Origin of the sequence: Zhouia amylolytica, from assembly GCF_900116365.1 — a bacterium.
Classification (GTDB): domain Bacteria; phylum Bacteroidota; class Bacteroidia; order Flavobacteriales; family Flavobacteriaceae; genus Zhouia; species Zhouia amylolytica.
Window position 1 is genome coordinate 551,773 of record NZ_FPAG01000001.1, and the last position, 12,804, is coordinate 564,576.

The window sequence follows — 12,804 nt, forward strand, 5'->3', positions numbered from 1 at the left end:
TTTTCCTATATTTAGGAACTCAAATAATGTAATATTCGACGCTTATGTTAGAGCTTGCAGGAATTGTTATACTTGGTATTTTGGCTCAATGGGTGGCATGGAGATTGAAAATTCCTGCGATACTACCATTGATACTCATAGGGTTATTCGTTGGACCGGTGTCAACCTTGTTTACCGAAGATGGCAGCAAATGGATAGAACCCGTGTGGAATGGTACCCACGGATTGTTCCCGGAAGACAGCTTGTATTACTTCGTATCCCTGGCAATGGGGGTTATTTTATTTGAAGGAGGTCTTACCCTGAAGAAGAATGAAATCTCAAAGGTAGGACCGGTGATCCTTAAACTGATCAGTATCGGAGCAGTCATCACCTTCATCGGTGCTGCCGTGGCCACGCATTATATATTCGATCTAACCTGGCAGATCTCTTTTCTTTTTGCCGCTTTGATCATCGTTACCGGACCTACGGTAATTTCACCAATCCTACGAAACATCCCGCTGAAGAAAGACGTTTCCGCCGTTTTAAAATGGGAGGGAATTCTGATCGACCCTTTGGGAGCACTAGTAGCCGTATTGGTATTCGAGTTTATTAACGTAGGCGGATCCGCAGGCTTCACCAAGCAAGCCTTTATGGAATTTGGAAAAATAGCCATCGTCGGCTTCTCTTTCGGGGTATCAGCAGCTTATGCGCTGTACTTCGCCATGAAGAAGAAGTTAATTCCGCATTACTTACTGAATGTAACAGCCTTATCAGTAGTGTTACTAGTCTTTGTAGAATCGGATGTCTTTGCACACGAATCAGGCTTATTATCAGTGGTGGTTATGGGAATGGTATTAGGAAACAGTAACCTTCCTAACCTCAAAGAACTATTGTACTTTAAAGAATCATTGAGTGTATTGTTGATTTCAATACTATTTATACTCCTGGCCGCTAACATCAATATCAGCGACCTGTTGTTGGTTTATAACTGGCAAACCGCAGCCTTAATGGCAGTAATTGTATTTATCTTAAGACCGTTGTCGGTGTTTTTCAGTACCTATAACTCAAGCCTGAAAACAAACGAAAAACTCTTTATTAGCTGGGTAGGCCCACGAGGTATCGTAGCGGTAGGTATCGCTTCTTTATTGGGTACTAAACTAACCCTGAACGAAGTGCCGAATGCAGAATATATAACCCCCTTGGTAGTTACCTTGGTGTTGGTGACCGTACTCCTGAACGGAACAACCGCAAGGATGTTTGCCAAACTGATCGGGGTATTCTTAAAAGAATCAAACGGTATTTTAATCGTTGGAGCTTCCAAAGCTTCGCGATTGATTGCTAAATACCTGAAAAATAACGATCGTCACGTGGTACTGATCGATAGTAACAGCGACAATGTAGCCAAGGCTAAAGCCATTAACCTCGACGCCATGGAATCAAATATTTATTCCGAAGATATATCAACCGATGTCGAGTTGAGTGATATTGGGTATCTATTGGCTTTAACCGGTAGTGATGATGTAAACAAACATGCCCTGTCCAGGTTCAAGAAATACCTGGGTGAGAACGGAGCGTTCCGACTGATTACTTCAGAAGAATTAAGGAACCCAAATCAATTACCATTGGAAGACCTTTTTTCTAAGAAAGACGATTACATCAACCTAAGTGAGGTAGCCAGAGATTACCCGACCATTAATGAATTGGAATTAGAGTCTACGCAACAATATTTAGAGCAAATAGATGAATTGAATAAAGAACAAAAAGCAGTTCCTTTATTTGTAAAAGACCTTACCGGAGAGTTGCATATCATTTGTTCCCTTGACGAAGATTTTGAAATCGAAAAAGGATCTAAACTCGTCTATATGGGAAAACCGGTGGTAAAAGAAACCAAAAAGAAAGTATCAGCCCCGTCTGAGGAGGCCAAGAGCGAGGCCTAATCCGGCACCGGTGATCGCGCCTAATACAAAATCGATCCAATTAATATCCGCAGTAGCGGAATGATACAGGGTAGAGGCGATCATTCCGAACATGAATATAATGATTCCGAATAGCCTTAGGAACTTCATTTTTATAGGTTTTGAATCCGCCATAAGTAAGGTAAATTGTTTGTTGTGAATTACTTAAAGATATAAAAACTTAAGGTTTTTACAAGAAAATCTCCTACAAAAGAAAGAATATAGCATTAAAAAAGCCTTCCCGAATGGTACTTCAGGAAGGCTTTCATTATAATATATCGGCCGTATTAATCGTTCAGCTTGAGCACTGCCATAAATGCCTGTTGAGGGATCTCTACATTACCCACCTGACGCATACGTTTTTTACCTTTTTTCTGCTTTTCAAGAAGCTTACGCTTACGAGAGATATCACCACCATAACATTTAGCCGTTACATCCTTACGCAAGGCTTTAATCGTTTCTCTTGAAATAATCTTAGCCCCAATAGCCGCCTGGATCGGAATATCGAACTGCTGGCGCGGGATAAGCTCTCTTAACTTCTCACACATCTTTTTACCGATGGTATGAGCGTTATCCATATGTACCAGGGCAGATAATGCATCTACAGAGTTCGCATTGATAAGGATATCAACCTTCACCAATTTCGAAGGACGCATCCCGATAGGAGAATAATCAAATGAAGCATACCCTTTTGAAACCGTTTTTAAACGATCGTAGAAATCAAATACGATTTCTGCCAATGGCATGTCGAAACTCAATTCAACACGCTCCGGAGTCAGGTACGTCTGATTCGTGATAACCCCTCTCTTTTCAATACACAATGACATAACCGGACCGATAAAATCAGCTTTGGTAATGATCGTTGCTTTGATAAAAGGCTCTTCAACCCTTTCTAATTTAGAAGGATCAGGAAGGTCTGAAGGGTTATTAACAATAATGATCTCGTCCGGATTTTTTTTAGTGTAAGCGTGGTAACTAACGTTAGGAACGGTAGTGATCACAGTCATGTCAAACTCACGCTCTAAACGTTCCTGGATGATCTCCAGGTGTAACATCCCTAAGAATCCACATCGAAAACCAAACCCTAATGCTGCCGAACTTTCAGGAGCAAAAACAAGAGAAGCATCATTCAGCTGTAGCTTTTCCATAGCCCCGCGAAGCTCTTCATAATCTTCCGTATCAACAGGGTAGATCCCCGCAAATACCATAGGCTTTACGTTTTCAAAACCTTCAATAGGCTTAACACATGGATTTTCAGTACTGGTTACCGTATCACCCACTTTTACCTCGCGGGCATCTTTAATACCCGTAATCAGGTATCCTACATCACCAGTCTTTATAATATTTTTCGGTTGCTGCTTTAGTTTAAGCGTTCCGATCTCATCAGCGAAATAAGACTTATCAGTAGCCATAAACTTAATCTTCTGGCCCTTTTTGATTTCACCGTTAAGTACTCTGAAGTAAGTTTCAACCCCTCTGAACGGATTGTAAACCGAATCGAAGATCAAGGCCTGTAAAGGAGCATCCGGCTCGCCTTTTGGAGCAGGAACGCGCTCGATAATCGCCTCTAAAATCTCTTCGATTCCGAGTCCTGTTTTAGCACTGGCAGGAATTACATCCTCAGGGTCACAACCCAATAAGTCTACGATATCATCGGTCACCTCTTCAGGATTCGCACTCGGAAGATCAATTTTATTAAGAACAGGAATAATTTCTAAATCGTTTTCAAGTGCCAGGTACAAGTTAGAAATAGTTTGCGCCTGTATACTTTGTGCAGCATCAACAATTAACAGAGCTCCTTCACATGCCGCGATCGAACGAGAAACCTCATAAGAGAAGTCGACGTGTCCGGGAGTATCGATAAGGTTCAATATGTATTGCTCCCCCTTGTAAGTGTACTCCATCTGAATGGCGTGACTCTTAATGGTGATCCCGCGCTCGCGTTCAAGATCCATATTATCGAGTAATTGATCCTGCTTTTCACGATCAGTAACTGAACCTGTAAAGTCCAGCAAGCGATCTGCTAAAGTACTTTTACCGTGGTCTATATGCGCAATAATGCAAAAATTCCTGATATTTTTCATTTGTACAATTTAGTTGCCGCTTCTTTCCAGTGTTTGGTTTATACAAACAATCCCGTCGTTTTCAATTTCATCAATTAGAGCGCTTTAGGCCTAAAAAGATTCAGCAATCGTTGAATCTGCAAATATACATTATTTTCAAGAGGTAAAATAGTTGAAATCGAACTTTGGAAAGGATTTAAAATAACAGATTTACAGAAAATACTCTATATAAAATTTGCGGCATTTGCAGATATTCTTAAATTTAACCTCAAATTAACACGCCTCAACTAAAAACATGCTAACTAAACTAACCAAATTACTTGGCTTGGTATTTGTTTTTATTGCTTATTCAGGGAATGCCCAGAAATATTCAGTTCAGGGAAAAGTGATTTCCGACGAGCAAAAAGCTTTAATCTACGCCAACGTTTTTTTACTAAAGAATTCAGATTCGACTTTGGTGAAAGCCGTTTCTTCCAACGAACATGGGGCGTTTGAGTTTACCCATATCGAACCCGGCACTTACATTCTTAAATCGAGTTACGTAGGTTATACCGATTATGCCCAACCTTTGGTAATTGCTAATTCCATTCAAGATATTCAATTGGTATTAACCAAAAATGTGCAAGAGTTAGAAGGCGTTGTTGTCAACCAACCGACCATAGAACGCAAGTCCGATCGCCTGGTCTTTAATGTAGAAAACACCTCCCTTTCAGAATTATCTTCCTATGACATTCTGAAACAAACCCCGGGGGTCATCGTTACCAATAGTTCCATCCTGGTAAAAAACTCTTCCGCAGAAGTATATATCAACGACCGACCTGTGTATCTAACAGGGTCGGAGCTCAATAGTTTACTCACCAACTATTCGGGTTCTAACATAAAATCGGTGGAGGTCATCACCAACCCTTCCGCGAAATACGATGCCGAAGCAAGTACGATCATTAATATCACCACTGCAAAAAGTATATCTATTGGTTATAAAGGAAGTGTAGAAGGGAGATGGACTCAAGCTGTTTTTCCAAAATATTCGCTTGGAACCAGTCATTACTACAAAAACGATTTTGTAAACGCCTTTCTGAATTATAGCTACAACCCTAAAAAGCAATATAAACACGATAACAGTTATGTCAACTGGTTCGATGGGAACACCCCGAACGGACAATGGGAATCGGACTTTAGAAAAGTAACCCGTTCGTATGCGCATCAGCTGAGTACCATTTTAGATTTTACCCTGGGGGAAAAAAGTGATATCAGCCTCAGTTCAAATATCCTCCACTCACCAAATAAGAAATTAGCCAACGATATCAGAACCAATGTATACGATGCTAACGAGCAGTTAGCTTCTTATTTCGATACCGACAGCGATTTGGATAACGACCGTTCCAACGTATCCGTTACGATGGATTATGAATTGAAAATAGGTGAGAAAGGAGCGACCATGAATCTGGTATCGGACTATATCTATTACAAAGACGCTCAAAATCAGTTTCTGGAAACCAACTATTACGCGGTCGATAATACGTCCACCGGAACCGATAGTTTCGATTTTTATGCCGAGCAAAAGAATGATATCTATACGCAGGGATTAGACTTCTCGATCCCTTCAGATGCCTCTTCTTTTGAAACAGGAGTTAAGTACAGTGCTATCAAAAGCAATAGTTTGGTAAATTATTCCGGCGATGTGGTACCCTTAAACACGGTCGACGACCAGTTTAAGTATACCGAGAATGTATATGCCGGTTATGCTCAATTCAACAAAGAATGGGAAAAATGGTCATTGTCCACCGGACTGAGAGGGGAGTACACCGATGTGGAAGCGAATTCGATCGCTTTGGGCGACATCAATACCCAAAAGTATTTCGAACTGTTTCCAACGTCCATCATTACGTATGTGCCTTCAGAGAATCATCAGTATAGCATGTCGTACAAACGAAGCCTGGAGCGCCCGAAATACGGGAGTCTAAATCCGTATCGCTATTACTATAACGAAGATCAGTACATCGGAGGAAACCCAAGCTTAACCAGGGCCATTGAGAACAAAATAGCCTTGGACTATACCTACAAAGGGCAGTTCATTTTTTCACTCTATTACCAGCATGTGAATAACAACCTTTCCAAGCTCGTATTCCAGGAGAATGAGAATCAGATCCTATACGAATCCTACTATAATATCGATCATGAATTTCAATACAGCCTCGACTTTACCTATTACGGGTATGTAAATTCATGGTGGTATTTATATACCTATATGTCCGGATTCTATTTGGAAAATGAATTTGTGGCCTTAGAAAGTGGAGGTGTCAGGGAACAGAACCATACTATGGGCTACCTCGGACAAGCATATAACCAGTTCAGCCTGGCAAAAGACGGAACGCTGAATGCGAATATGACCCTGTATTACCTATCGAACTTTATCCAGGGGTCGTACCATTTTAAGAATCAGTTCTACGTAGACCTCGGACTCACAAAATCGCTGTGGAATAAGAGGGCTACTGTCAGTTTAAACATCGCGGATATCTTCAATACGAACCAGGTGTGGATTCGCTCGCAGTACTTAAACCAGGATAACGCCTATAAATCGATGGCCGAAAACAGAAACATCACCCTTGGATTTAAATACAAGTTTGGAAACTTCAGACTGGCCGATAACAACAGGGAAACCAAATCCGAAGAGCAGGAGCGATTGGAAGAGAAACCGGTGATGTAATGCACCTGATGCTTCCATTAGACCGTTCGTCAGAAATCTGTTTTTTTTAAATCGTGAAGACCCTTCATTTGTGATATAAATATTATAATTGTATCCAATGAAAAGAGCCATTACCCTTGTTTTATTTTTAATACTGATTTTATTCTTTCCCGGACTTGATAGTCACCGTTCTCCAAATGTGTCTAAAAAGGAAAATAACACTGACCCTAATTGGGAATATGTAAAAGAAAGGTTGTTTGCAGGAGATCATTTTTATGTCAACAAATACCATACACCCATTTTATTTGAAATGTTTAGGGCTACAAAGGAAGATAGCCTGGCCGTTTCCAAGGTCATTAAGGAAATTCAAGGGCTTCTACCCAATAAAAAAGTGGGCTTTTTTGATGATTACATGGGTATGTCTTCTGCCGAAATTAGAGCAGTTGGAAAATATGATCAAGAGAAAGATGACTACAATTACCTGGATTTAGCTACGGCGGCCATTAAATTGAAATTCAATTGTTATGCACTCGATAGAATAAATGAACGTCATTCACAATCTCCTTTAAAAGATGGGAACCAGATCCTAAGAACTTATAAAGAAGTAGGCTATACACGATATTTTAGTTCGAACACCGTTTGTTTTTCATTTTCAGAATCAATTTCAAGGCAGCAAAGACAATCATACATAAGATATGAAATGTTACGAAGTCTTTGTGACATCAGAAAAGGACATCATGTGAACAAAAAGACGAAGTATTCGGTTTATGAATCAGCTGCTTACACCCCCGATCAATATGAATTCACATCTCAAGACAAGTTTTTACTGCAAAAACTGTATGCCCCTGATTTTATCGATCAGTTTAAATCATATTTACATGATTATTATGGATTTGGATACACCTTAAATTTTACCAATCCAATTGCCATTACTTCTATAGTATTTACCATTTTAGCTATACTTTTTTTAGGTGTGGTAGCCTTGGGAGGGCCATTCATTCTAGGGACTAAATTTCAAAACCAATACCTTAATTATTGTTTTACCGCTTTTGTTATTTTAATGACGGTTTTTGGTTTTAATAATCTTCATAGCCATCTGTTATACCCTAATCAAATTATTTTTAGTGGTTGGCAGGGAGGATTTGCATATCTGATCTTGGCTGTGCTAAGTGCCTTGATCATTTCATTTCTGTTGTGGATCTCGGAGAAATACTTAATTAAGGAACGGTATAGTTTTATATATAAACTACTTCTTAAAGCAGGTTTATTATACCTGTCGATCATAATTCCAATCAATATCTATTATTTAATAATAGAATGGAATACACCGGACGGAGTCATATCGAGCGGTAATTTTAGTGCGGTCAATGCCCTGGCATTTATCCTGGCTTTGGGAAGAGGAGTGTTGATATATTTAAAACGCTTTTCAGATAACATCATCAAAGAGAAAGATCTGGAATTAAGTCAACTAAAAGAATTGCAAACCCAAACCGCACTAAAGTCCTTACAAGCACATATCAATCCGCATTTCCTATATAATTCCCTGAATTCGATTGCAGAATTAGTCCATACAGATCGGGATAAAACCGAACAAATGGCCTTGTCACTCTCAGATCTTTTCAGGTATTCCATCAATAGAAGCAGTAAAAAAAGTAGTACCCTGAAGGAGGAAGTCGAAATGGTGAAGAATTATCTCGAAATTGAAAAGATTAGATTCGGAGACCAACTTGATTATAACATCGAGGTAGAGCATGACCTTGAAAATGTAGAAATACCCATGTTCCTGATTCAGCCTTTAATCGAAAACGCCGTAAAACACGGTATTTCAAAAACAGAAGAAAAAGGGATTATAAAACTAAAGATTGAGAAACAACAGCACGACCTTCATATTACCGTTTATGATAACGGACCGTCATTTCCCGAGGGATTGGTTAGTGGTTACGGATTGCAAATGATACAGGATGTTTTGAGCTTAACCTATGGAGATCAGGCAACATTATCATGGCAGAATAGACCGGAAAAAATGATAGAAATCGTGATACAAAAACACTTGTAAAAAATGGTAGATCGATATACAACCCTCGTAATTGATGATGAGAAATCTGCTCGTGACAGGATCATAAGGTTAACAAAGCACTTTCCCGATACCTTTGAAATTATAGGCGAAGCCCCTAACGGTACCATAGGACTGGAGATGATAGAAAATCTGCAGCCCGACCTGATCTTTTTGGATATTCAAATGCCGGGGCTGTCAGGTTTTGAACTCCTGGAAAGAATGACCGCAGCTCCACTGGTAATCTTTTGTACCGCCTACGATGAGTATGCCCTTAAAGCTTTCGAGGCCAATGGTATAGACTATTTATTAAAACCCTTACAGCTAAATCGCCTAACGCAAACCGTAGCGAAATTAGAACAAGTAAGCACAAGCACCATTTCTAAAAAAGAACTGCTGGACGTATTAAAAGATTTACAGCAGCAACCGCAGGAAAAGAAAGCAACCTCTTTTACGATTAAAAAAGGTGACCGCATGGTATTGCTTAAGATTGCCGATATTCTTTATTTTGAAGCCTCCGAGAAGTATGCATACATCTACGATAACAAAGGAAATAAACACCTCACCGAACAATCCTTAATACAGATTTCTAAAAGCTTGCCGGATAGTTTTATCAGAATACACCGGTCTTTAATGGTGAATTTTGATCACGTAACAGAAGTTCAAAAATATTTTAACAGACGGTTTGTCATTCACCTGGACGGCAAAGAACCCTTAAAACTAATCAGTGCCAGAAGCGCTTATGAGCAGATTAAGGAAAAGATAAATATTTAAGAAGGAGCCCTTTTTTAGCAAGTTGTGATATTTGTTTATCTTTGCACCTCGAATTTTGAATGTAAAAGACTGTGGCTAAGATAGGTAACATAGAATTAGGGGATTTTCCTTTGTTGTTAGCACCGATGGAAGACGTGAGTGATCCACCATTCCGTGCATTGTGTAAAGAGAATGGTGCCGATGTGGTGTATACGGAATTTATTTCTTCGGAAGGATTAATACGCGATGCAGCCAAGAGTGTGCAGAAACTCGATATCTACGAAAAGGAACGTCCGGTAGGGATCCAGATTTTCGGAGCCGAAATGGATTCTATGCTCGAAGCTATCGATATCGTGGAACAATCCAAACCTGATATTATTGATATCAACTTCGGATGCCCGGTAAAAAAGGTAGTCTGTAAAAATGCCGGAGCCGGAATCCTTAAAGATATCCCGCTAATGGTAAAACTTACCGAAGCCATGGTAAAACGCACCAACCTCCCTGTTACCGTGAAAACGCGTTTAGGTTGGGACAGCGATTCCATCAAAATTGTAGAAGTTGCAGAGCAATTGCAGGATGTCGGAATTCAGGGAATTTCCATCCACGGAAGAACCCGCGTACAGATGTACAAAGGAAATGCCGACTGGAAACCCATAGCTGCCGTAAAGAACAATCCGCGTATGCACATTCCCGTTTTCGGAAATGGCGATGTAAACTGTCCGGAGAAAGCAGTAGAAATGCGTGATGAATATGGTCTCGACGGAGCGATGATCGGAAGAGCCAGTATCGGATACCCTTGGTTTTTTAACGAAGTAAAACACTATTTTAAAACCGGCGAATATTTAGCACCACCATCGATGGAAGAACGCGTACGAGTGGCACGTCGCCATTTGGAAATGTCTATCGACTGGAAAGGTGAAAAATTAGGAGTATTGGAAATGCGCAGACACTATGCCAACTACTTCAAAGGCATCCCGAACTTTAAACCGTACCGTCAGCAATTGGTAACCACAGACGATGCAGCAGATATATTTGCTGTGCTAGATGAGGTAATCGAGAAGTTTACGGATGTAGAGTTTATGGTATAGCCTGATCTTAATCGATCAGCTTCTTACTGATTCGCAGGGAAGCTATTTTAGCGGCCAGATACCCAAGGATAAGAATGGTGAATAATACCACCACAAAATTCATAACTGTCAGATCCATCGGATAAGGTAGTGATGGTGTGATCATAAACCACCCGAAGGTTTTCTGAGTCCACGTCAACACAAACCCGATCAAAATACCGATGATACCCCCTACGGCAGAAACGATGAGACCCTGGTAGAAATAGATTTGCCTAAGGCCTTTTATCGTAATACCCAGGCTGTATAAGGTTTTCAAGTTCGACTTTTTATCCAGTACCATCATTATAATCGCCCCAACAAGATTGAAGAGCGCAATGATAAGAACCAGGGTAAAGATCAGGTATATAGCCAGGTTTTCCGTATTGAGCATTTTGTACAAGGTAGCATTCAGTTCGGCACGCGTTTTAACGTCCACCTGCCCATCGAAGGCCGCAGCGATCTTCTCGCTTACAACAGCCGTATCGGCCCCTTCTTTGAGTTTAATATTGATTCCGCTAATATCACTAGGTCCACGTTCTAAAAGTCCCTGAACGGTGCTTAAATGCGCAAAAACATATTTTTTATCCAGATCCTCATTCACCGCATAAACCCCGCTTACGGAAGCATAAGAAGTATTATAAGGTTTCTTCTGAGAAGTCCTGATCGGACCCGTACCAGGTTTAGGCGCCATAATAACCAGGGAGTTAAGCCGGTCGTTGACCGCGAGCCCTAAAATATTAGCAATACCAAACCCTGTAACCACCTGGTCGGGATAGACATTCAGCCATTCCCCCACATAAAGCGTACTATCCGTTTTGGTCACCAAATTGTAGTTCTCATCCACCCCTTTAATGTAAGCAACGTGATTTTTCTGATCGTGCATCAAAAAAACGCGCTCCTCCAGTTCCCTGGAATACGAAGCGATCCCATCGATATCCTCAAGCTTTTTGTTGGTTTCCGAATCGAAGGAAATGACCTTGCCATTCACGGGAACGATCTTCAGATCCGGATCGAAGGCATTGGCAAAAGATAAGCTAAAGGTTTTGAGTCCGGCAAAAGCAGAAAGTACAATAAAAAGAGAAGCAGCACCGATAACGATCACCAGAAAGGTAACCATATTGATGATGTTCACAGCATTCTGACTGCTTTTAGAAACAAGGTACCGTTTCGCTATGTAAAAAGGGAAAAACAATAATTATGATTTCTTTCTTTTGCCTAATAGGTCAGGATTCTCCAAAGGATTCTCCCCACCTTTTAAAGAACGATCAATCTGGTCGATATATTCTAATGAATCATCAATAAAAAATTCAAGTTCAGGAATTCTCCTTAATTGATGCTTGGTACGTTGCGATAATTCGTGTTTTATTTTAGGCTGAATGGTACGAATATCTTCTAAGATCTCTTTGTCATTCTTATTCGGAAAGATACTAAGATATACCTTGGCGATAGAAAGGTCTACAGTAACTTTTACTTTGGTGACTGAAATCAACGTTCCCATTAAGCCACTATCTTTCAAAGCACGTTGTAATATATCGGCTAGATCTTTCTGAATTACCCCTGCTATTTTTTTCTGTCTGTTAGATTCCATGGCACAAAAATACAACAATAAAGATTACAGTATAAAAGTATTAACTTTGAGTTTTGAAAAGAAGTGAAGATAAATTTATTTGAGAAGGCTCACAAAGCATCCAGGTAAGGATTCTCAGTAGTTATATTCAATGTATTTCAAACACACAAAAACACACACGTGAAGAAAATAGAACATTTAGGCATCGCCGTAAAAGACTTAGGCGTTTCAGGACCCTTATTTGAGAAGCTGTTAAACACGGAAGCCTACAAAACCGAAGAAGTAGCCTCAGAAGGAGTAAAGACCATGTTTTTCAGAACCGGCGAAAGTAAGATCGAACTGCTCGAAGCGACCAATGCGGAGAGTCCGATCGCTAAGTTTATCGAAAAGAAAGGAGAAGGCATTCACCACATTGCATTTGATGTGGATAATATAGAAGCAGAGGTAGAAAGATTAAAGAAAGAAGGCTTTGTCGTATTGAATGATACCCCGAAAAAGGGAGCCGATAATAAGAAAGTTGTTTTTCTGCACCCTAAATCCACCAATGGCGTACTGGTGGAGCTGTGTGAAGAAATTAAGTAAACAGGACGGGAGTAACCTTGCCGGATATGACAACGGAAAAACCAAAAAATAGATCATAAG

At 40.2% G+C, this 12,804-nt stretch carries 10 protein-coding genes; 6 read left to right on the top strand and 4 right to left on the bottom strand.

Annotation, left to right across the window (positions count from 1 at the left end):
* The first annotated feature begins 44 nt into the window (after positions 1–44).
* Positions 45–1,916 (top strand): cation:proton antiporter, encoded by a 1,872-nt coding sequence (locus BM361_RS02350; protein WP_074976621.1) that lies wholly within the window; start codon positions 45–47, stop codon positions 1,914–1,916.
* Here the strand turns inward: BM361_RS02350 and BM361_RS16925 are convergent.
* Positions 1,881–2,045, bottom strand: a complete 165-nt coding sequence (locus BM361_RS16925; RefSeq protein WP_175496536.1) for a hypothetical protein — start codon at positions 2,043–2,045, stop codon at positions 1,881–1,883. The genes BM361_RS02350 and BM361_RS16925 overlap by 36 nt on opposite strands.
* A 176-nt stretch (positions 2,046–2,221) precedes the next feature.
* The gene (gene lepA, locus BM361_RS02355) at positions 2,222–4,018 is read right to left on the bottom strand and encodes a translation elongation factor 4 (protein WP_074976623.1); all 1,797 of its coding nucleotides are present in this window, start codon (positions 4,016–4,018) and stop codon (positions 2,222–2,224) included.
* Between the two features lie 274 nt (positions 4,019–4,292).
* Between lepA and BM361_RS02360 the strand changes: the two genes are divergently transcribed.
* The 4 genes from BM361_RS02360 to dusB all read left to right on the top strand — a co-directional run bounded on the left by BM361_RS02360 (position 4,293) and on the right by dusB (position 10,577).
* On the top strand, positions 4,293–6,704 hold the full coding sequence (locus BM361_RS02360) for an outer membrane beta-barrel protein (RefSeq protein ID WP_083425839.1): 2,412 nt from the start codon (positions 4,293–4,295) through the stop codon (positions 6,702–6,704).
* A 97-nt stretch (positions 6,705–6,801) separates the two neighbouring features.
* On the top strand, positions 6,802–8,739 hold the full coding sequence (locus BM361_RS02365) for a sensor histidine kinase (RefSeq protein WP_074976625.1): 1,938 nt from the start codon (positions 6,802–6,804) through the stop codon (positions 8,737–8,739).
* Positions 8,740–8,742: 3 nt separating this feature from the next.
* Positions 8,743–9,510 carry a LytR/AlgR family response regulator transcription factor gene (locus tag BM361_RS02370; protein ID WP_074976626.1) on the top strand — a complete coding sequence of 256 codons (768 nt, stop codon included), beginning with the start codon at positions 8,743–8,745 and terminating at the stop codon, positions 9,508–9,510.
* Positions 9,511–9,581: 71 nt separating this feature from the next.
* On the top strand, positions 9,582–10,577 hold the full coding sequence (gene dusB / locus BM361_RS02375; RefSeq protein ID WP_038268140.1) for a tRNA dihydrouridine synthase DusB: 996 nt from the start codon (positions 9,582–9,584) through the stop codon (positions 10,575–10,577).
* A 7-nt stretch (positions 10,578–10,584) separates the two neighbouring features.
* Here the strand turns inward: dusB and BM361_RS02380 are convergent, their stop codons facing one another.
* The gene (locus BM361_RS02380; protein ID WP_317039382.1) at positions 10,585–11,727 is read right to left on the bottom strand and encodes an ABC transporter permease; all 1,143 of its coding nucleotides are present in this window, start codon (positions 11,725–11,727) and stop codon (positions 10,585–10,587) included.
* Positions 11,728–11,790: 63 nt separating this feature from the next.
* The gene (rbfA, locus tag BM361_RS02385; protein WP_038268135.1) at positions 11,791–12,183 is read right to left on the bottom strand and encodes a 30S ribosome-binding factor RbfA; all 393 of its coding nucleotides are present in this window, start codon (positions 12,181–12,183) and stop codon (positions 11,791–11,793) included.
* 159 nt (positions 12,184–12,342) lie between these two features.
* Here rbfA and mce point away from each other — a divergent pair, with 159 nt between their 5' ends.
* Entirely contained in the window at positions 12,343–12,744 is a 402-nt protein-coding gene (gene mce / locus BM361_RS02390) for a methylmalonyl-CoA epimerase (RefSeq protein WP_074976630.1), read from the top strand.
* Positions 12,745–12,804 lie beyond the last annotated feature (60 nt).